Source organism: Mucilaginibacter sp. SJ, from assembly GCF_028993635.1.
Classification (GTDB): Bacteria; Bacteroidota; Bacteroidia; order Sphingobacteriales; family Sphingobacteriaceae; genus Mucilaginibacter.
Map to the genome: position 1 here is coordinate 3,231,487 of NZ_CP118631.1, position 21,253 is coordinate 3,252,739.

Here is a 21,253-nt window from a genome sequence, read left to right on the forward strand (position 1 = left end):
AGTATTGATGTTTTACACCAACCCCGATTTAACTACAGTAAAAGATATGTTTAAGAAAGTATATTTGTTATTGGTGCTGGGCGCAGCCCTCGCCTGTAAAGCATCACCATCCAAACCTGTTAAAGTATCAGGTTCAAATGATTTACAGCCCGATGAACAGCAAAGCCTTGTTTGTAAGCAGGTAGCATCATTAATCTCCAACTACAACTATAAAAAAGTTCCGTTAAACGATTCCGTATCCGCAATCATTTATGACCGGTATATCAAATCACTCGACGAAAACCACAGCTATTTTTTAGCATCAGATATCAAGGATTTTGAAAAATATAAAACCGTACTTGATGATGATATTAAAGCAGGCAACCTGGCCGACGCTTTTTACATCTTCAACGTTTTTCAGAAAAGGTATATTGAACACGTAAAATATTCAATTGAGCAGATCAGTAAAAACTTCGATTTCAACAAAACCGAAACCTTTATTTATGATCGCGACAAACTACCATGGATCGCTACGCAAAGTGATATGGACGCCATGTGGACCAAGCGGGTTAAATACGATTTGCTGAACCTAAAGCTGGCCAGTTCAGATATGGCTAAAAACAAGGAAACGCTTAAAAAACGTTACGAAAACCTGTTAACCCAAAGCAACAAGCTATCAAACCAGGATGTTTTCCAGTATTTTATGGATGCCTTTACCGAGGCTATCGACCCGCACACCAACTACTTTAACCCATCAAACGCTGCTAATTTCAACATAGAAATGTCGCGCCAGGTTGAAGGGATCGGTGCTTCATTGCTGGTGGAAAATGAGTATGTAACTATTAAAACCATTGTACCTGGCGGGCCGGCAGATAAAAGCCACCAGATAAGTGTCGACGACCGCATTGTTGCCGTAGCGCAAGGTAAAACCGGCGAATTCCAAAATGTGGTGGGATGGCGCGTTGATAATGCTATCGCCATCATCCGCGGCACTAAAGGCACCACGGTAAGGCTTGAAATATTGCCTGCCGGTGCAAACGCGTCTGCAAAGCCCAAAGTAGTTGAAATGGTACGCGAAAAAATCATCCTGAAAGATCAATCAGCCAAAAAGGAGATCCGTACTTATAATAGCAATGGTAAAACAGTTAGGATAGGTGTGATATCTATCCCTGCATTTTACATTGATTTTAATGATTACAAGGCAGGCAACCCCAATTACAAAAGCACCACGCATGATGTTAAGGCGATCCTTGACTCGCTAAAGAAAGAAAATGTTGACGGCCTGGTGATCGACCTGCGTGAAAACGGCGGTGGTTCGTTGATGGAAGCCATCGAACTTACAGGCTTATTCATTAAAACGGGACCGGTGGTACAAGTGCGTGATACAAAAGACCAGGTTGAAATTGATAAAGATGAAGACCCAGATATCACCTACAGTGGCCCTATGGCGGTACTGGTTGACCGTTTCAGCGCCTCGGCATCGGAAATTTTCTCAGGTGCAATACAGGATTACGGTCGCGGGTTAATATTGGGTACCCAAACTTATGGTAAAGGCTCGGTACAAAGCGCTATCGATCTTGACAGGGTGATTGGCTCTTCGCTTCGCGACAAAATCGCGGGCGTAGTTGGCGGCGCTAAAAAAACAACCTCAACAGGCAGCCAAAGCACTTACGGGCAGCTTAACCTTACCATAGCTAAATTCTATCGTATCAGTGGTAATTCAACCCAGCACAAAGGGGTAACACCTGATATTACCTTCCCATCGGTTATTCCGTTGGATAAATATGGTGAAGATACAGAGCCATCAGCAATGCCTTTTGACATCATCGCTAAAACAGATTATACTAAAACCGGTGATTTTACCGGTGTATTGCCGCAGCTTAAAAAACTGCATGATCAGCGCATGAGCAACAGCGATAGCTACAAATATTTATTGGAAGATATTGCCGATTTCAAAAAGCACGATGCTGATGACAGCGTATCGTTAAAAGAGTCGGATTTGAAGAAACAGCGTGACGACGATGAAACAAAAACATTTGAGCGTAACAATCTGCGGCGCGTAGCCTTAGGTTTGCCGGCCCTTAAAAAAGGTCAAACCAAACCTAAAAATGAAGACCTTGACTTTGTAAAACGCGAAGCCGGCCAAATCATGACCGATTATATCAGCCTTGATAATAAATATACAAACGTATCGCAACCGGCTAACTAAGCAAATTATTAATAATATTTAGCGCCCGGTATTGAAAGATGCCGGGCGTTTTTATTTAGGCACGAATGCTTTGCACTTTGATGATAATTTTATCAAATTACGCGAATTTGCATACTTAGAACCTTACGTCGAAAATAAAATTCATGTAATTAGATTTAATTCGAGGGATTAGTGTCATATTATAAAACCCTATCGGCTAATATTCTGGCATTTTGTAAATTTGGCCTCTTATAAAAAATCGATACAACGTTGAAAAATAATATTCTTATTGTTGATGATGTGCATGCCATATTTATTCAACATGCCGAAGCCAAAGGTTACGCCTGCGATTACCGCCCCCTGATTAAGCCTGACGAAGCCATGCAAATCATAGGCGACTATGCAGGGTTGGTGATCCGATCAAAATTCAGGGTGGATAAGGCGGTGCTTGATGCCGCCGCCAATCTGCAGTTTATAGCCCGGGCCGGTGCGGGTATGGATAATATTGATGAAGATTATGCCATTCAAAAAGGAATAAAACTCATTAACGCACCCGAAGGCAACTCGGATGCCGTTGGTGAACATGCCATAGGTTTACTGCTGTCATTAATGAACAACCTCAACCGCGGCGATGCCGAAATTCGCGGGGGCAAGTGGCAGCGCGAGGCTAACCGGGGTTACGAGTTAAAAGGTAAAACAATAGGTATTATTGGCTACGGCCACATGGGCAGCAGCTTTGCCCGGAAGCTTTCGGGTTTCCAGGTAAATGTTATTGCTTACGATAAATATAAAACCGGCTTCAGTGATAAATATGCGCGTGAGGTAAGTATGGAAGAAATTGTAAAGCACAGCGATGTATTGAGCCTGCATATCCCACTAACTCCAGAAACCAACGGATTGGTTGATGATGAATACTTGTTCCACTTTAAAAAGCCTATATTTTTCTTAAACACCTCACGCGGCAAAACTGCTAAAGTAAGTGCCGTGCTGAACGCCATACGCGAAGGCAAAATTTTAGGGGCAGGGTTGGATGTATTGGAGGTTGAAAAATTCCCGGCCCTTGCCGAACAACAATGGTTTGAAGAATTAAAACAAAGCGGCAAAGTGTTGCTAAGCCCTCACGTTGCCGGCTGGACATTTGATTCATACCGGAAGATCAGCGAGGTAATGGCTGAAAAGTTGGCCGATTTGAAAGGATAGGTAGGTTATCGGGGCCGCCTATTCTTAATAATTCGACAGCGTAAGGAACGTCCCTGTGACATGGTAGAGAAATCTCCTACATCATGCTTACTTTATAATGCATAGTGTAAGAGATTTCCGTTTAGATATATTTCCGGGCCGGTTCGTAGAAATGATAACTGTATTATTTGAGATGATCGTTACGTTGTTTCCTTGTACAATACCATGCCGGCATGGTAAAACACACCATCTCTGAAATCGCCTTCGGCGGTAAAGCCTGTATCATCAAGATATTCAACGTGGTTCCCCAATACACTGTAGTAACCTGTGTAGGCATTTTGTTTGTCGCCGCGGGCCTCGGTATAACGGCCATTAGACAAAAATTCGTGACGGATAAACCCATCGCGGGTTACCCATACACCTATATAATGATAAGCATTTATTGTTGTATTGCTGTTGAAAGCGTTAGTTCTTTCCATGTTTCTAATTCGTTTTTAACGAATGTCAGCTTTTGTTCTGCCAGGCCATAAGCATCCTCACCCAAAAACAAATTAAGCGGCGGGTTAGCTTCAGTAGTTATGCTGATCATAGCCGCGGCTGCTTTTTCAGGGTCGCCGGCCTGTTGCTGGTCCATGTCGTTCTGGTGAAAGTTAATTGCATCGCGTACATTCTGATAGTCGGCTATCTGGTTTTGAGGCACTGCCAATGAACCGGTTGAAAGGAAATTAGTCCTGAAATAACCCGGCTGTACAATGGTAACCTTAATACCGAATGGCGCCACTTCTGCTGATAATGTTTCGGAGAAACCATTAACGGCAAATTTGGTGGCACAGTAAATACCGGCGCCTGCAAACGCACCTGTAAATCCACCTATCGATGACACATTTAAAATATGACCTGATTTTTGAGCACGCAAATAAGGCAACACCATGCGGATCACATTCAATGATCCAAATACGTTAACCTCAAAGTTATCACGGGCCTCGCGGTCGGTCAATTCTTCAATACCGCCCAATAAGCCGTAACCGGCGTTATTGACAATAACGTCAATTTTTCCGAAGGTTTTTACAGTAAGTTCAACGGCTTCCTGCACACTGTCTTCGTTGGTTAAGTTAACGGCGAGGGGCAAAAACTGCTCGTTTTGCATGTTAACTGCTTTGGTCAAATCGCTTAAATTGCGCGATGTAGCGGCTACTTTATAGCCTTCATTCAATAGTTTTTTTACTAAGGCAAGTCCCAGTCCTTTTGAGGCACCGGTTACAAACCATACTTTGTTGTTTTCCATATGTTGTATTTGATAGATTTTGATTTTACTTGTTACGATTTCAGTGATCGTTTATGATTTTCACCTATTTCGTCTGTTTTGATTTCACCGATTTTATGGTGGTATTATCTTTGTCAATCGCGTTTGCCCCACAGTGGCTGTACTACTACTTCGTTAACTGTAATGCTGGCTTTCTTTAACACTCTTTCCATTTATTGTTTATATAGGTAGATATAGGGTAAACGGAATAAAATTTAGAAATCAGTTGAGCAGGTTACATCCTCCCACTGCCTGATTTCATTGTGTAAAGTATCAAGCTTTGCCAAAGCGCGATTATATGCATCGCCACCTAATAAAAGGTACAATGGCGGGTTTTCTTCATAAACTGTGTTGATAATAGCAGTAGCCGCTTTTTCCGGGTCGCCGGCTTGCTTGCCGTCCATTTTGAGGTATTTGTTATGAATGGCACGTACTTCTGTATAATCATCAATTTGGTTGTCAGTAATTGAAAGCGATCCTGCAGTAAGAAAGCTGGTGCGGAAAGCGCCGGGAGCAACCACGGTTACCTTGATGCCCAATTCTTTAACATCCGCAGCAAGTACTTCCGAAATACCGATCACGGCATATTTGGCCCCTGCATAAATTGCCCAGCCGGTATTAGCTGTAATACCTGCGATAGATGAAATATTGATGATATGGCCCGAGCGCTGTTTGCGCAGGTAAGGCATTGCCGCACGGATTACGTTCAGCGTACCAAATACGTTTACATCAAATGCCATACGAGTTTCGGCATCACTAAGTTCTTCAATAGCACCACCGATGCCATAACCGGCGTTGTTGATCACTACATCGATACGGCCAAAAGCCTCATAAGTGTGTTGCAATGCAAGCGATACACTGCTATCGTTTACCAGATCGACCTGTAGGGGTAAAAAATTATTGCTTGTTGTATTAACCGCAGTGGTTAATTCCTGTAAATTTCTGGAAGTAGCGGCAACAAGCTGTCCTGCATCCAGTAGTTGTTTTACTAAGCTGAGGCCAAAACCCTTCGAAGCCCCGGTAATAAACCATACTTTGTTGTTGTCCATAAAAATTGTTTGCTTTGTTTGTTTGAGATAAAACAAAGTTACAGCAGCAACAAAGGGGGCACATTACATTAATCAAACCAAAGGTTACAAAATTCAAACATTTCGAAACGAGCTTGGCGTTTGTTGGGTTTGTTTCTTGAAAAAGTTATTAAAATGTGTAGGCTCCTCAAAGCCCAGGCAATAACCAATTTCAGAAATGTTCCAGTCTGTATGCCTTAATAATGATTTGGCTTCGCTCAGCAGCCTGTCGGCAATATGATCGGTAGTGGTTTTGCCAGTAGTTTCGCGGATTGCCCTGTTCAGATGGTTTACATGCACCGAAAGCCGTTGTGCAAAATCATTGGCCGATCGCAATGCAAACCGCTGTGAAGGGGTTTCAATAGGGAACTGCCTTTCAAGCAGCTCGGTAAATACCGATGTTATGCGTGATTTGGCATCAACATGCTTATAAACATTTTCGGATGGTTCCGTTTTAAGCGCATAATAAATTACTTCCGTAACATAATTACGGAGCAGATCATATTTAAAAGCATACTCGGTATTGATCTCGGATAGCATTTTCTGAAAAAGAGCGGTTACATAAGCGTCCTGTTCATCATTTAAGGCATAAACTGGCTTGGCATTAAGGCCAAACATCGGAAACTCGCTTAAGCCGGTTCTGAATTTCTCCAGAAAAAACTCCTCGGTAAATATGCAGAAGAAACCTGTGCGGTCATCAGACATGTGCTCAAATGTATAAGGCACCATGGCGCTGAAGAACATCAGTGTTGAGCCCGAAAGCTTGATACTTTTATCGGCGTAATGAATGATGTTATCGCCGCGCATCAGGCTGATCTTATAAAAGGTACGGCGGCTGTAGGTTACCTGCTTCGCGTTGGGGCCAATACAATCTTCAATCCTGAACACATTAAAGTGACCGATGCTTTGCTGAAGGTTACCGGGCAGCCAGTTAACCTTTCTTTGATAAAAATCTTGAAGTGTTTCTGCTTTCGACATAAAACAAAGTTACAAAAATCAAACCGATGGGTCAAAATAGGGGTAATTTAATATTTTGAGATAAACAAAAAATTCTGTAAATCGAAGACTTACAGGATTTTAGTTGTTCTTGACTTTCGTCTTAGCGGAATGAACGGACTGTACATCACACTGGAATAGCTTCATTTAGAGATATATTAAGTTGCATAACATCAATAGTACCTGATTTGATAAACACTTCTAATTAAAAGAGTTTGGAAAGAACTTATGCAACTTTTATTGTCATTTTAAAAAATCTTCTTCTATAATAGCGTTATTTAAAAATACTCCTGAATTACTCCCTGTTGATACAGCATATGGTACAGAACGAAGAGGATTGGTGCTGTCTCCACAAGCGAATATATTGTCTACTGTTGTCTTCTGAAATGCATCTACTTTGACAAGTCCCTGTTCTGTCAATTCACAACCCAATAATTCGGGGATTTTACAGTGTTGTTCAAAAGGTGGTCTTGAATAGATAACTTTTAATTGAAAAGTTGAATTGTCTGAAAAAATTATTTCTTCAACTACTCCGTCTTTGTGTTTTAATGAGGTGATTTCCTTTTCAATTATTGAAATATTGTGTCTTTTGATTTCATCGGTTTGCTCTTGTGTCAATTCCGATTTACCATTGGTAAATATCGTTAAATCCTTTGTCCAGTTATTAATAAGTCGGGACAAGTGAAATGCACCATATCCATTTGCGAAAATCCCTGTTTTTTCATTCTTTACTTCATACCCATGACAATAGGGACAATGGAGTACCGTAATTCCCCAACATTCAGAAAATCCCTTAATGTTTGGCATTGTATCTTTTAGTCCTGTTGCAAAAACTAATTTTTTAGCCGAAAATATTTTTCCTGATTGAGTTGAAATCTCAAAGCCTTTATCAGTTTTTGTTCCGCTAACGGCAAGGTCAATTAAGAATTTTACCGTGTCATATTTCAACACTTGTTGTTTTGCTTTTTCCGCAATAACGCCTGGTTTTTCTCCATCTTGCGTAATGAAGTTATGTGAATGGGGTGTTTGCCGGTTACAGGGCAAACCGCTGTCAATGATTAGAACATTTCTTAATGCTCGTCCCAAAGACATTGCTGCCGAAAGTCCTGCATAGCTTCCGCCAACTATGATTACGTCGAAATTTTTGTTATCTTTCATTTCGTTAAAATTTAAAAATGCTGTTAATGGAAAAGGCAAAGTTAAAACTGATAAAACAAGTCCCCCTTGTTTAATTAGCTCCCGTCTTGATATTTTTTCATTTCAGATTATACTTTTATTGTTCTCCGTCGCTCTCCAAATACGGCGGAATCAATTTGTACATTACAGGGGTTACTATTCGCGACAGTATAGTTGAACTGATCAGTCCGCCGATCAATACAATCGCTAATGGCGCTATAAGCGGATTGGGGTTCAGTGCAATTGGAAGCAAGCCGCAAATGGCAGTGATGGATGTCAATACCACCGGCAGGAAGCGGGTTTCGCCTGCCATCGCAATTGCTTCATCAATGCTATGGCCATCCAAGCGCAATTGGTTGGTAAAATCAACCAGCAAAAGTGAGTTTTTAACCTGTATACCTGACAGACCTATAAAACCGATGATGGATACCATTGACATTGGGTTGCCTGTCATGAGTAACAGCACCACACCGCCTAATATGCCCAGGGGAATGATCGATAACACGATAATGATCCCTTTAAACGTTTTGAATTGCAACAGCAGCACGCCGACGAAAAGGAATGTACTTAGTATGATTACCGACAGAAAGTTACCGCCCAAAGCATCGCCTTCCGATTCTGCTTCTCCCGAAAGTTTGTAATAATAGCCCGGCGGCATTTTTAATTTATTCAATTCTGGAACAACCTCCTTTAGGATATCATTGGCCAGGACGTGCTCTTTGGTTAAGGAAGTTACCTTTGCGAAGCGTGATTTGTTGAAATGATTGATCGCTGTGGGCGATGTTTCAAATGAAATGGTGGCGATCTGATCAACCAGTACCGGCGTACCCTGAACGTTATTCACATAGAGGTTTTTTAAAGCATCCAGGTTAGAAAACTTATCCCTTGGCAGTGTGATCACAACATTGCGCGAATCGCCCCGGTCATCGATATAGTCCCCAACTGTCAATCCGGCAACGGCCATCCTAATCACTTTATCCACATCGCTGGTAAGCACACCTAAGGTGCGGGCCTTCTCTTTGTCAATTTTTATTTTAACATCCGATTTGTAGGTATTCAGTTCGTTGTTGACAAAAAAAGTTCCAGGATTTTTTTTCAGGATCTCTTCAACTTTAAACGAAAGTGATCGCAAGGTATCCTGGTTTTCTCCAAATACCCTGACAACGATATTGGCTTCTATCGGCGTGCCTTGTTCAAAATCTTTCACTTCAATCCGCGCATAAGGAAAGTCTTTAAATTTCTGCCTGAGTTGTTTGATCAGATCTGTTTTCGATTTTGGACTTGCCTCTTCGTCCAGTTGAACAAATACCTGGGCAAAATCAGGCTTTACATCCTGCTGGTGTACATTGTAATAGATCTGGGGATTACCTTTACCTACATTTGAGGTATAATAAACGATCTCCTTGTGTTTCTTCAATTCACCTTCTACCAGCCTGGTCACCCGGTCGCTTTCGGGAATATCCGCTTGCAGGGGCAGTTTGATATTGATCAAAAACATTGGCTTTTCAGAAGTAGGGAAAAGCTTGAATCCGGTTAGGGTAAACAGGAAAAAGGCAAGTCCGCTTAAAGCTAATGATATCCCGATGGTGGCTTTAGGCCACTTTAAGGCAACAGGCATCACCCGGGCATAAGATACGGTCAGAAAACGTTGCAGGTGCTTTAAGAAGAAATTGCCATCGCCATGGGTATGCGTTTTGAGCATGCGGCTTCCTAAAAAAGGTACAAGCGTCAAAGCCACGATCATAGATGCCAAAACGCTGGTCATCACGGCCATTGGAAGGCTGCGAATAAATTCACCCGCTGCATCCGGCAAAAAAGCAAGTGGCAAAAATGCGATAACCAACGTGGCCGTACAGCCAACTACGGCCACACCGATCTGTTTAGTGCCTTTCAGGATAGCGTCCTTTCGTGAATGGCCTTCCCTGAGCCAGCGCTCGATGTTTTCTACTACAACAATACTGTCATCCACCAGCAGTCCCAACGCCACAACCAATCCTACAATGCTCAGTTGATTTAACGAATACCCCAATAAATTCATGGCAATGAGGCCCAGCGCCAAAGAAAGCGGTATAGAGATCATCACGATCAGGGAGGCCCTGAAGCCTAATGGTAATAATGTGATCACCACTAAAAGTATTGCCAGTCCAAAGTCGAAGCCCAGGTGCCCTAAACGCTCGGATACCATATTGGCCTGATCGAAGTTTTTGACCAAACGGATATTTTCAGGTAGTGTTTTGCCGAATTCATCCAATACCGGAAGGAACTCTCCTTGTACGCTGGCAATGTTCACGTTGTCTTTCATTGCTGCCGTAACCAGGATAGAACGGTGCCCGTTCAAACGGGTAATGTGATTTACAACGCCATCCTTATAACTCACATTGGCTACATCTTTCAGGTATATGATTTTTCCGTTAGCATTATAAATAACGGTATTGGCAACGTCATCAACATTCTTAAACTTACCGCTGGTTTTTACGTTGAAGATCTTACTGTCCAGGTTGATACTGCCACCGGGAATATCCGCGGCCTCGCTTTGCAAACTGCCGATCACCACATTGAGCGGTATTTTCAACTGGGCCAGTTTATCCAGTTGCATATCAATACGGATCTCCTGTTCGGGCATGCCGAAATATTTTACTTCTTTCAGGTTGGTGATCTTTTCTAATCGTGTTTTCAGCATATCCGCCTGATCGCGGAGTAATTTACCGGATGCGTTATCTGAAACCAAAGCAACCTGCAATACTTTTACATCAGAAGAGGCAACCTTTTCTGTTTTGATCAGATAAATATCCCTGGGCAGTTCGCTATTCTTTAAAGCGTTGATCTCGGTAGAGATCTCCTGATACTTGTTGTCTACATCCACGCCGTATTTAAACTTTGGCTGGATAACCGCAACTCCATCTTCTACTGTAGTGAGGATCTTTTCAATGTTTTCCAGTCCGTAGATTTTATTCTCGATGGGTTTTACCACCTGTTCTTCCATATCCTTGGGGCTGGTACCTGGATAAATAACGGTAATGATATACTGCGGAGGATGCGTAGTTGGATCTTCCGAGCGGGGCATGGTAAACAGCGTTAATACGCCTACTACGGCAACCAGCAAAAATATGATCAGAGTGAACTGGTAGTTCTTAACTGCGAAATTTGTGATTTTCATAACTGATAGCCTTATTTGATGATTTTAATAATGGACTGTTCGTTGAGGTACGCACTGTTGGATACCACGATCTGATCAATACCTTCGAGTTTATCTTTGAGGTATACATTGTCGTTGTCGAACTTCAGGATAGTAACCGGTATCCTTTTTACCCTGCTGGTGCCGACAGTGGTAAACACGAAGCCTTTATTGCCGTCGGCTTCCACCAGTGAGTTGTAGGGAATCACCATAACATTTTCGTCCTGGTGGGTGGCTATTTCTGCTTTGCCAAACATACCTACTGCAGGCTTTATGCCATTTAAATTCAGCTTTAACTCTACCTGGAAAGAACCAAGCTCGCGATCCGCGGCCTGCGATTTGCGAAATACCACGGCATGAAACTTTTGGCCAACGTACCCATCGAGCGTTACTTTGGCTGTTTGTCCCGATTTAATGATGGCCCATTCTCGGTCAGTTACCCCAACCTTTAGGGAATAGCTGTTGTGCTGTTCGGTAGAGTTGATGAGCAACACCGGCATCCCTTCGGCAATCACTTCGCCTTCGTTTGCTATCTTTTTGCTTACAAAGCCATCAGATGCCGCGTATATTTTGGAATAACGATCATTAAAGGCAACCGCTTCCCTTGCTTTTTGAGCAACATCCAAAGCGGTTTTGGTATTCTGCAATTGCTCTAATGTGTAAACACTGTCTTTGTAAAGGTTCATTGCACGACTGTAATCACGTTGTGCCTTTTCCACAGCCAAGCTTGATTGCGCCAAACCTGCAGATATTTCTGTAGCATTGAGGGTTGCCAGCAATTGGCCTTTTTTAAAGAACTGGCCTTCCTGTACCAGGATCCGGCTGATCACGCCGCCTATTTTAAAGGCATATTTGGCTTCGTCCTCTGTACTTACCAGACCTGTGGCCGTGATTTGGTCGGGTACGCCTAATGTTGCCACCGAGGCGATTTTAACCGGTATGATATCCGGCTCGCCTATTGGATTTTCTTCCTTGTGTTTTTCTTTACAAGAAGCGATTAAGGTAAATGCTGCTATTAAAATGCTGAATAATTGTATATTTTTCATGATATTTTATTGTTGAATAGTGAAACTGGCATTGGCGCGTTCGATGGCCGTATAGGCTATCCAGGTGTCGTAAAGAGCAATATTGGCGTTAAGCTGGGCATCTATCCACTGGTTTTGAGCGTCCAGCAGTTCGATGTAAATAGCCATTCCCTGCTTGTATAACTTCACCATATCATTGTAGTAGGTCTGGCTGGTTTTCAATTGGGATTGGGCTGCCTCATACTGCGCAATGGCGGTTTGCATACCAGCCTGCTTAACTTTAAGCTCGGTAAGCAATTGCTGCTGTACATAATCGGTTTGTGATGCCAAGGCCTCGCGATCGGCGAGTGCCTGCTTTACCCGATAATTGTTTTTTCCTGAAGAGAACAGGTTCCATTCAAGGGATACACCGAATAGATAATAGCGGCTTTGGTTATTGAACTTCCAGTCAAAAGCCTGCGAGCCAAGGTCAATAAAAGTCCCTAATTTAGGGATGATATAAGATTTCGCCATCCCAGTAAGGTTGCCATTAATGTCTTTAGCGATCTTGAGTTTAGCCAATTCCTCTCTGCCGTTAATGCTGTTTCCCAACAATTGTTCCCTGGCGGGTAGCGTGTTAATATCCTCTAAAAGGATGCTATCTGTAAGTGGGCGGTTTATCAGGAAGTTAAAATAGTAGCGTGCCGATTCGGCTGTTTTCTTCGCTCCGGTGAGTGAAGCGTTGATCCGGGATACTTCATTCTGGCTCCTGAGCACAACGGTCCGGTTTACTTTGCTGTTGTCGTACAGCTTTGTATTAATCCTTTGACCTTCTACAACCAGCCTGAGCGAGGATTCATAGATCATGGTAGCATAAACGGCTTTAGAGTAATTGTAGTAGGCCGTTTTGATTTCTTTAACCAGTTCGCGTTTATAAAGCAGTACTTCTGTTTTTTGCAGATCGACCTGCTGCGCTTTGATCCGTTTATTATAAACCAGCTCCGCGTTTAATATGGGGAGGGTTGTACGGAATTTGGCATCATAAAAATTGTCTGGATTGAGCAAAATGCGCTGGTTTTGCAGCTGAGGAAAGGCATTGCTGCCGGTCAATTTGTTTAGCGTGGAATAAACTCCGTTAAACAGGTCACCTGTCGGAAAATCGATCGTTCGTCCACCGTCGGCTTTAGTATAAGTGGTTGAAAAAGTCACATCCGGCCCAAACATGCTTTTCGCTTCCTTGAGGGCATATATATTTTGTTCGAGCACAAAGCCCTGTTGTTTTATGCTTTGATTGGAACTGAGCCCCTCGCGGATGTAATCATCCAGCTTGCTTTGGGCTTTTACTGATGGGGCGGGTAAAAAGGCTGTTGCCAACAGGACAAAACCGTATATTTTTTTGTTTTTAGTTTTCATTTTTATACATTGTTATAAATTTAAACACAGTTCAACATGTGATCAAAAAAAGGGTTATCCTTTTTCAAGCAGCGCAACGAAACACTCGTAACCCCTTTCCATTAATTCTTCATTCGTTTTGCCGACAAAATTTACCGTCCGGTCTTTACAGAAAAGCGCACAGATGCCATGCATGGCCGAAAGGATCATAAAGGTGAGATCTTCCGTATCCATGTCTTTGAACTTGCCCTTCTGCTGGCAGTCTTTTATCACAGTGGCCAGGCTATCGATAGCTTCCTGTGCGATCTTAAAGCCACTCTCTTCAGACGATTTTGCCGGTTCTTCAACGAGAAACATCAGGTTATAATAATCCTTATTTTCTTGCGCAAATTGGATAACGATGCGACCCATCGCTTTCAGGCGCTCAAAAGGATCACCCACTTTGTCCAAAACTTTGAACTGGTTGAGCAGTAGTTGAAACCCTTCTTTATGTAACTCCTGGAAAATCTCACTTTTATCTTTGAAATAAAAATAAAGCGAACCAGGGCTGTAATTGATCTCATTGGCAATACTACGCATGCTGGCTTGCTCATAGCCTTTTTCAAGGAATATCTTACGCGCACCATTTAAGATCCGTTTATGCATTTCCTGCTTCTCTTCTAATTTTCTTTCTGCTATGCTCATTTCAAGTAATTATAAAGTACAAATATAGGAGTGCCGGCCTGCCGGCCAAATCTCGCTTCAGTTTCGCCGTTTAGTTTTGCATTCCGGGACTGATTTGCCCCATGATGTTTACAGCGGCTTTGCGGTTCAATAACTTAAATCCAAATAACATAAGCCTGTTTTTCCAGCCTTGTACAACTCTTGGTTTCCTCTTCTTTTCCAAAGCTTTAACGAGCTCTTTCGCAACATCCTCAACAGAAGACATTACAAATTTTGGAAAATCGCTGATATGCCCGCCGGCGTTTGCGTGAAAGTCGGAATTTGTGGCACCCGGGTTAAAACCCATTACGAAAATATCTTTTTTCTTAAACTCGAACCACAAGGATTCTGAGAAACTGGCAACAAAGCTCTTGGTAGCTGCATAAACAGCGCCTCCTGGTAAGGAAGAATGAGCAAGCAGAGAACCTATATTTACCAAAGTATCTCCTGATTTGGCATTTTGCAAAAAGCCATAAGACAAGGTCACCAATGCATCCATATTGAGCTGCATACCGGCCAGTTGATCTGCTAAGGGAATTTCGGTGAATTTTCCGTACATACCTGCCCCTGCGTTGTTAATCAGGATATCGTATTTTTCAGTTTTTAAATGGGTTACCAATTTTTGCAGGTCGTCTTTGTTCGTCAGGTCCGCAACCAAAATGGTATGGCCGGTGCCACCCAGATCTTTTACTGCCTTATTTAATTTTTCCTCGCTACGGGCTACCAGCGTTATCCGGTAGTTTTGAGAAGCCAGGCGTCTGGCTGTTTCCAGCCCTATGCCGCCGCTTGCTCCTGTGATCAATGCTTTTTTCATGATTATTTCGATTAGTTTTTTAAACACTACAAAATTACTGAACACTGTTCAAATTTTCAAGATTAATTTTTTCTCTTACATGAAAATGATAAAGGCATATAAACATATACAGCTTCAAGACATTAAATACGGTTAGTCTGTAATCTTTCCCCGTGATTCAAGGCTCCACCCTTAGGAGTATATATTATTGAAGTTAGTCTGTCTACATAAGTTCCGCAAGGTCCCATCGGGTCCAAGAAAGCAACCCTTACTGTAATTAAGCGTGTTAAAGCAGCCTCTGCGGCCAAAAATGACCGGCTTTCTACCCAATCATTTTTCGACATCCTGAATGCCTACTGAGATGGGAAGATCATTATTGTTAGGTTTTTTAGTTGTCTACTCCTATCAACTTTTGTAAATTAGCCAAAGGCTACCTGAACAAAAAATGCTCGGATATTTACAATTCAATTCTAATGCTGCTTTGCAGGCAATAAATAAGGAATTTTTTAAAATTATTTATCTGAAAAAAAATGCAAAAGTGGTTGTTGATTTTGCAGAAATTGAGTGCAAAAGCAATACGCTTTTTTTTATCAATGGAAATCGGTTTTTTAAAATTATCGATGGAAATTCGTTTGTTGAAGGGCTTATGTTGCACTACGATGCTGATTTTTATTGCGTGAAAATTCACGACAAAGAAGTTTCTTGTGATGGTATACTTTTCAATAATGTTTTCGAAATTCCTTATATCCCTTTATCAGAGGTAGATAGCATTGTTATAGAAAATATTTTTTCCGAAGTAAAGGCTGAAATTCAAAATGGCGGTCTTGCTTCCGAGGAAATGCACAGGATATTATTGGTGAACCTCATTATAAAATCTACCCGGATTTTCACCAAAGAAAATACCGGAAAATGGGAAGAAAAATATAAGGACAACGTAAACTTTCTTAGAAATTTCAGCCAATTGGTAGAACAACATTTCTATTCCAAGGAATCAGTTTCAGATTACGCTGAATTATTAAACATTTCGCCTAAAAATTTAAATAAAAAGATAGTTGCATTGAGCAACAAACCGCCCAATCAAATCATAAAAGACAGGATTGTATTAGAAGCCAAACGTTTACTCGCTCATACCGATTTAACTTCAAAAGAAATCGCCTATAAATTAGGGTACGAAGACGACGCTTATTTTACACGGTTTTTCTCAAATCAGGTTGCATTATCACCTATACAATTTAGAAAATCTTACCAAATTTAGTTACGGGAAAAAAGTGCAATTCAAAGTGTAGAACGTCCATTTTTAAGCTTATGTTTTTGTTTGACCTTCGTGCTACAGTTTTCAAACAGTAACAGCAATTTAAAAAAATGGAAAAGATTACAATTATTTTAGTACATGGTGCCTGGAGCGACGGTGCACATTGGAAATACGTAATATCAAAACTTGTAAAGGCAGGATATAAAGTTCGAGCAGCACAAAACCCATTAACCTCATTAACTGATGATGTACAGAAAACGACCGACTTGATTAATCTACAAGAGGGAAAGGTTTTATTGGTAGGCTATTCTTACGGTGGAGCAGTAATTACTAATGCCGGGAATAATGATAAAGTAGCCGGATTGGTATATGTTGCCGCTTACGTGGACGCGTGTTGATTATTATATCCACAAAGCAAACACTTTTTTTTCTCCCCCACAATTTTTCTGCTTGATCCCGGAAATCCGCTTTGGTCAACGTATTAAACGAAAAAAGCCTCACTAAGTGAGGCTTTTCGCGGACCGGACGGGTCTCTTAGCGGAATGGACGGGACATGAACTTTGTTCATTGATCGCTCATTGTCAATATTTTACCAACTGTTATAAAAGTGACTCTCTTAAAACTCACTTTTATTTTAAGCCGTTTGATTTCAAATGACAAATACAAAAGTAAGGAATGAGGAGGTTATTACAAAGGAAATCCACCTTAAAATCCTTTAATTTAAACCTTATTTGTCGATTAACAGATAGATAACGTTCCGTTATCCTTTATGATACAAGAAATGTAAAATTAGAAACAGAGCGGAAATTGAACCATCCTTATAAGTCCTTAAATTATAATTGGTTATAAATTCTTAAAAGATTATTCAACAATCAGTGCAAAACTGTATTTGACCATTGATCGTTGTGTTGCAAACATACTTATAAGCTTAGGAAAAGAAAATTCCTGAATAAGTTATTTGTTGTCTTACACCGTAGTGACCAAAGATAGTGCCATTTGAGGATTCGTTGTAATTTTCTTGTGCCGAGTGTAGTGAATCATGAGAGATTTTAGTGTTTCGTGAAACGGTTTTCGTCTGACCAAAACATGACTTGCTTAGATGATGATTTTGTTCAATATAATGATCTAACCTTCACGCCAACACCGCCTCTGCGAAAAAAACTGTTTCCAAACCGCCTATTAGCCCGAGCTCCATCTTCTACAAAAAAGCTACAAGAACACCGCTATCTCCAAACCTTTATCAAAAACGCTTGAAGAGTTTAGCATTGCCAGGCAGTTGCCAAGCCTCTTTACAAGTGCAGAACAGCCCAAGGAAACCGTCAGCAACATGAAGGGGTACCGGATGACGGTACGACATGACGAGCGCAGGCAGCAAGCGGACTTGGAAGACATCCTGAAGCGTATTGTTAACGCGAAAAACAACGATAAGTAATTATTTCTTAAAAGGATTTAATACAGATTGGTTTTAAATTTCATGCATAGCAAACAACGCTATGTACATTTCGGCACAGAAAACAGCCTAAATGTATTACGACTAACGCATTTCAAAAGAGAAAACTTTACAATTTTATCAAAAATCTTACTAACGAAAAAAGAAAATAAATATCTTTGAACCAATTAAATACAGTTAAAATAGGATAATGCATTTATCCGCTTATATAGTTAATTAAAACCGATAATCTTATCACTAACGATTGATGCCACACTTTAAAGCAAAGAAGGTTCAGCTTGTTTTTGCGCTGTTAATTTTAAACTCCTCCTCATTATTTGCACAAACTCAGCCTTATTCTATTATTGACAATTTACACCCTGTCACACCGACGGCGTTTCAGTTTACCAAGTATACAGAAATGCCCGTGAGTGAATATACGGGTATTCCAGAAATTTCTGTTCCTCTCTACAACGTCACTGTGGATGATGTCACCTTGCCCCTCAATCTGACGTATCACGCGGCTGGAAACCGTGTGAACCAGGAGGCAAGTTGGGTTGGATTGGGCTGGGACTTACAGGTCGGAAGCATTGTCCAACAAATTAACGATCAAGATGACTACGCAAGTACTGACGTAAGTAAGAGGCGTCTACCAGATTTCTACAACAACGGCATACCGTATGAATTTCCGTTCAGATTTAGATATTGCGATTTAAATGGAACTGGAAATACTGTTTGTAATTTCGGCTGTTCCGGTCCGATTTCTATCAATGCACCCACTACCCAACATGGTTTTGTTATCTATACAGACAGTTATGCGCCATTTAAAGGTTACTACAATACTACGAGTGATTTTTTTGGAGATCACAACAGTTTAGGTATTGATTCAGAACCGGATATTTTTACCGCTTCCTTTTTTGGACACTCGATCAAGTTCATAGATGACTGGACTGCGACTGGCCATGTTCCCGTTGTTCTAAATAAAAAAGGTTATGTGATTAACAGAGTCAATGACACATGGCAAATAATTGTCCCGAATGGCGATCAATTCTTTTTCGAGGTTAAAAGTACTGTTCAAACGAAAAGCTCTTCTGAACTTCCAACGAGGGGTACGGTTTCTTATTATCCATTGCCTTCATCAAACATGTGGCTATTGACTAAAATCATTACAAGGAACAAAAAACAAATACTATTTAATTACTCACAAACCACGCCGAACAATTGTTATCCTACTTTTACACAAAAAAAGATAATCGCAGCTTTAAGCAGTACCTATTTAACAAGCAGTCAATATGAACTTGAATCTGCCTGTGTACGAGGGGTGATTAGCAACGATTTACCATCAACCGGCATTTGCAGTTCCTGGGTTGAATCTACTGAACCGACAACGACCCTAAGTTCAATAGTGTTTCCGAATGGTAACATAAGTTTTTCTACTTCTAACCGCGACGACGTCTTGGGTGGAAAAAAGCTTGACCGAATCACGGTGAACTCTGCCAGCCAAGTAATAAAGTCATTCGACTTCAATTACGATTATTTCAACTCTTCTGGTGTCGGTGGAAATGTTTATAATGGCGTGGCGATGTCCGGCTATGGAAATTGCCCATTTTTGCGCCTTAAGCTTAATTCGTTGCGAGACAACAGCGGTGCAGCTTATTTATTCAATTACAACACAACACTATTGCCAGCCAAAAACAGCTATGCCATTGATTATTGGGGCTTTTATAATGGGCAAGGCACCAACACGTCGGCAGTTCCAAATCCTACGCAATTTAACCGTGCCGATCTCGGAGATAATGGAGATAACCACTCCGCGAATGTCAATTTTTGTCAAGCAAGTATTTTGCAGCAAATTGTGTATCCGACAGGAGGAAAGCTGAATTACACTTATGAGCTGAATCAGTTTGATAATTATATTGTTCCTGATTTTACCACTAATACCAATACGGTTTCTTCCGGGTTAGGGTTAAGAATCAAATCGACTCAATTGGTTAACAAAAATAACGTACAACTAAAAAAGACTACATACTCATATGAAGGAGGTAAGGCTATGTTGCCACTTCAGTTCTTTAGGCATTATAACTACACAGTAGTTCCTCCAGGAAACCTTCCCACTTATGGACAGGCTCTGATATCACGCACTTTTTCGATGGATGAGATTAATATGAACGGTTTCTTCTCTTCGAGTCCATTGATGACCGTAAATGGGGTTGGCTATTACAAGGTGACCAAAACAGATGTTGATGGAAATAATATCGCAAAAGGCTCGACCGTTACCATTTTCTCAAATCACCCGGAAACCATATATACCGGCGTCAATTCATTTAACCAGCTCTCTGCGACTCTTCCATCGATAAAAAGCACTGTTTATGCAGACAATGGATCTGTAAATGCAATGTTTGTCTATGACAGTAACAACACGCTTTTAAAGAAAATTAGCAACTCATATACAAACATCAATTCCGCGCTTTATTATGGTGCCCGCCTCTTTGGGTACGGTCAATTAGTACGATGGTCTAGCTACTCAGGTACTGAATATCAAAATGGAAAATTGCAGTCATTAGTAGGTTATTTCCCTCTGTATGATTTCGAATCGCTTTTGTCTTCCAGTACCGAGACAGATTATTTTGGCACAGACAGCCTAAAGATTACCAGCACTAAATATTATGATAGCAATAATCTGTTAGCTACTGAACGAACTACTTCGTCAGATGGCAAGGATGACGAAACTGACTATGTACGACCATTTACTGCCAGCATTGATCTTTCCTATACTCCGCACGCCGACATAGTTGCCCTTCGAAATGCCAATAGACTCAATGAGCTGCTTGTTGTATTAAAGATGAGAATTGATCCTATCAAAGGGCCAAGATTTACCTCTCGATTGGATCGTAAATTTAAATCATTTGGCAGTCTAATCTTGCCGATCAGAGACAGCCTCGATACGCATCCCGGCCTTGGGTTACCGTCCGTTACTAAATATGATCAATACGATCTCGGCAACGGAAATATTTTGCAATTCACGGATAAGCAACAGACCAATAGTGTCATTTGGGACTATAACAAAGAATATGTTATCGGGCAGATTAAGAATTCAGATTATGCTTCTGTTGCCTACACATCATTTGAGTCAGACGGTACAGGAAGGTGGAAGTATGCCGGATTTCCACTTAAGGACATTTTAGCCCCTGCTGGTAAAAGTGTGTATAGCTTATCAACAGGCGCTGTATATCGCGACAGTTTGAGCACTTCAAAAACGTATATTGTTTCCTATTGGAGCAAGAATGGCCAACAAACGGTTAGCAACTCAACTTCAGTTACTCAAGGCTATACATATAACGGTTATACATATTACGAACACGCTGTTACTTATCCGACAGGAGGAACAGTGACAATTTCGGGAACGGGGACAATTGATGAGCTTCGCTTATATCCTACTGATTCGCAAATGAGTACGTTTGTGTATGAACCTTTACTTGGAATAACAAGCCAAACCGACGTTACCGGTAAAATCACCTATTACGAATACGATGCATCTAAGCGCCTGATGAACATCAAAGATCAAGCAGGAAATATCGTCAAACATATAGACTATCACGTTATCGCCCAGTGATACAA

At 41.2% G+C, this 21,253-nt stretch carries 15 protein-coding genes; 5 read left to right on the forward strand and 10 right to left on the reverse strand.

All coding sequences use genetic code 11. The annotated features are described in order from the left end of the window. The first annotated feature begins 46 nt into the window (after positions 1 to 46). Positions 47 to 2,188 (forward strand): carboxy terminal-processing peptidase, encoded by a 2,142-nt coding sequence (locus MusilaSJ_RS12885; RefSeq protein ID WP_274990314.1) that lies wholly within the window; start codon positions 47 to 49, stop codon positions 2,186 to 2,188. Between the two features lie 249 nt (positions 2,189 to 2,437). Continuing rightward, positions 2,438 to 3,367 (forward strand): NAD(P)-dependent oxidoreductase, encoded by a 930-nt coding sequence (locus MusilaSJ_RS12890; protein ID WP_274990315.1) that lies wholly within the window; start codon positions 2,438 to 2,440, stop codon positions 3,365 to 3,367. A gap of 179 nt (positions 3,368 to 3,546) precedes the next feature. Here MusilaSJ_RS12890 and MusilaSJ_RS12895 read toward each other — a convergent pair whose 3' ends face one another. From MusilaSJ_RS12895 to MusilaSJ_RS12940, 10 genes are all read right to left on the reverse strand, one after another. Further along, the gene (locus MusilaSJ_RS12895; protein WP_274990316.1) at positions 3,547 to 3,825 is read right to left on the reverse strand and encodes an Atu4866 domain-containing protein; all 279 of its coding nucleotides are present in this window, start codon (positions 3,823 to 3,825) and stop codon (positions 3,547 to 3,549) included. After that, a complete protein-coding gene (locus tag MusilaSJ_RS12900) occupies positions 3,786 to 4,631 on the reverse strand; it encodes an oxidoreductase (RefSeq protein WP_274990317.1) in 846 nt (281 codons plus the stop codon). Before MusilaSJ_RS12900 ends, MusilaSJ_RS12895 begins: the two co-directional genes overlap by 40 nt. Before the next feature lie 233 nt (positions 4,632 to 4,864). Then, positions 4,865 to 5,698 (reverse strand): oxidoreductase, encoded by an 834-nt coding sequence (locus MusilaSJ_RS12905; protein ID WP_274990318.1) that lies wholly within the window; start codon positions 5,696 to 5,698, stop codon positions 4,865 to 4,867. A gap of 93 nt (positions 5,699 to 5,791) precedes the next feature. Further along, positions 5,792 to 6,694, reverse strand: coding sequence for a helix-turn-helix domain-containing protein (locus MusilaSJ_RS12910; protein WP_274990319.1), 903 nt, complete (start codon positions 6,692 to 6,694; stop codon positions 5,792 to 5,794). A 261-nt stretch (positions 6,695 to 6,955) separates the two neighbouring features. Next, positions 6,956 to 7,870, reverse strand: coding sequence for an NAD(P)/FAD-dependent oxidoreductase (locus MusilaSJ_RS12915; RefSeq protein ID WP_274990320.1), 915 nt, complete (start codon positions 7,868 to 7,870; stop codon positions 6,956 to 6,958). Between the two features lie 115 nt (positions 7,871 to 7,985). Next, complete coding sequence (locus MusilaSJ_RS12920; RefSeq protein ID WP_274990321.1) at positions 7,986 to 11,045, reverse strand: efflux RND transporter permease subunit; 3,060 nt, start codon at positions 11,043 to 11,045, stop codon at positions 7,986 to 7,988. A gap of 11 nt (positions 11,046 to 11,056) precedes the next feature. Then, on the reverse strand, positions 11,057 to 12,109 hold the full coding sequence (locus tag MusilaSJ_RS12925) for an efflux RND transporter periplasmic adaptor subunit (protein WP_274990322.1): 1,053 nt from the start codon (positions 12,107 to 12,109) through the stop codon (positions 11,057 to 11,059). A gap of 6 nt (positions 12,110 to 12,115) precedes the next feature. Continuing rightward, a complete protein-coding gene (locus tag MusilaSJ_RS12930) occupies positions 12,116 to 13,480 on the reverse strand; it encodes a TolC family protein (RefSeq protein ID WP_274990323.1) in 1,365 nt (454 codons plus the stop codon). A 54-nt stretch (positions 13,481 to 13,534) separates the two neighbouring features. Then, positions 13,535 to 14,143, reverse strand: coding sequence for a TetR/AcrR family transcriptional regulator (locus MusilaSJ_RS12935; protein ID WP_274990324.1), 609 nt, complete (start codon positions 14,141 to 14,143; stop codon positions 13,535 to 13,537). Between the two features lie 70 nt (positions 14,144 to 14,213). Continuing rightward, positions 14,214 to 14,975, reverse strand: coding sequence for an SDR family NAD(P)-dependent oxidoreductase (locus MusilaSJ_RS12940; RefSeq protein ID WP_274990325.1), 762 nt, complete (start codon positions 14,973 to 14,975; stop codon positions 14,214 to 14,216). A gap of 424 nt (positions 14,976 to 15,399) precedes the next feature. On the opposite strand from MusilaSJ_RS12940, the gene MusilaSJ_RS12945 reads away from it, so the two are divergent. The 3 genes from MusilaSJ_RS12945 to MusilaSJ_RS12955 all read left to right on the forward strand — a co-directional run bounded on the left by MusilaSJ_RS12945 (position 15,400) and on the right by MusilaSJ_RS12955 (position 21,248). After that, complete coding sequence (locus tag MusilaSJ_RS12945; protein WP_274990326.1) at positions 15,400 to 16,209, forward strand: helix-turn-helix domain-containing protein; 810 nt, start codon at positions 15,400 to 15,402, stop codon at positions 16,207 to 16,209. A 107-nt stretch (positions 16,210 to 16,316) separates the two neighbouring features. Next, on the forward strand, positions 16,317 to 16,604 hold the full coding sequence (locus MusilaSJ_RS12950; protein ID WP_274990327.1) for an alpha/beta fold hydrolase: 288 nt from the start codon (positions 16,317 to 16,319) through the stop codon (positions 16,602 to 16,604). Positions 16,605 to 17,903: 1,299 nt separating this feature from the next. Continuing rightward, positions 17,904 to 21,248, forward strand: a complete 3,345-nt coding sequence (locus MusilaSJ_RS12955; protein WP_274990328.1) for a hypothetical protein — start codon at positions 17,904 to 17,906, stop codon at positions 21,246 to 21,248. The last annotated feature ends 5 nt before the right edge of the window (positions 21,249 to 21,253 follow it).

Excerpts from the sequence above, each read along its gene's own strand:
- MusilaSJ_RS12885 (WP_274990314.1), top strand. The coding sequence starts at position 47 with ATGTTTAAGAAAGTATATTTGTTATTGGTGCTGGGCGCAGCCCTCGCC.
- MusilaSJ_RS12895 (WP_274990316.1), bottom strand. The coding sequence starts at position 3,825 with ATGGAAAGAACTAACGCTTTCAACAGCAATACAACAATAAATGCTTAT.
- MusilaSJ_RS12900 (WP_274990317.1), bottom strand. The coding sequence starts at position 4,631 with ATGGAAAACAACAAAGTATGGTTTGTAACCGGTGCCTCAAAAGGACTG.
- MusilaSJ_RS12905 (WP_274990318.1), bottom strand. The coding sequence starts at position 5,698 with ATGGACAACAACAAAGTATGGTTTATTACCGGGGCTTCGAAGGGTTTT.
- MusilaSJ_RS12910 (WP_274990319.1), bottom strand. The coding sequence starts at position 6,694 with ATGTCGAAAGCAGAAACACTTCAAGATTTTTATCAAAGAAAGGTTAAC.
- MusilaSJ_RS12915 (WP_274990320.1), bottom strand. The coding sequence starts at position 7,870 with ATGAAAGATAACAAAAATTTCGACGTAATCATAGTTGGCGGAAGCTAT.
- MusilaSJ_RS12920 (WP_274990321.1), bottom strand. The coding sequence starts at position 11,045 with ATGAAAATCACAAATTTCGCAGTTAAGAACTACCAGTTCACTCTGATC.
- MusilaSJ_RS12925 (WP_274990322.1), bottom strand. The coding sequence starts at position 12,109 with ATGAAAAATATACAATTATTCAGCATTTTAATAGCAGCATTTACCTTA.
- MusilaSJ_RS12930 (WP_274990323.1), bottom strand. The coding sequence starts at position 13,480 with ATGAAAACTAAAAACAAAAAAATATACGGTTTTGTCCTGTTGGCAACA.
- MusilaSJ_RS12935 (WP_274990324.1), bottom strand. The coding sequence starts at position 14,143 with ATGAGCATAGCAGAAAGAAAATTAGAAGAGAAGCAGGAAATGCATAAA.
- MusilaSJ_RS12940 (WP_274990325.1), bottom strand. The coding sequence starts at position 14,975 with ATGAAAAAAGCATTGATCACAGGAGCAAGCGGCGGCATAGGGCTGGAA.
- MusilaSJ_RS12945 (WP_274990326.1), top strand. The coding sequence starts at position 15,400 with ATGCTCGGATATTTACAATTCAATTCTAATGCTGCTTTGCAGGCAATA.
- MusilaSJ_RS12950 (WP_274990327.1), top strand. The coding sequence starts at position 16,317 with ATGGAAAAGATTACAATTATTTTAGTACATGGTGCCTGGAGCGACGGT.
- MusilaSJ_RS12955 (WP_274990328.1), top strand. The coding sequence starts at position 17,904 with ATGCCACACTTTAAAGCAAAGAAGGTTCAGCTTGTTTTTGCGCTGTTA.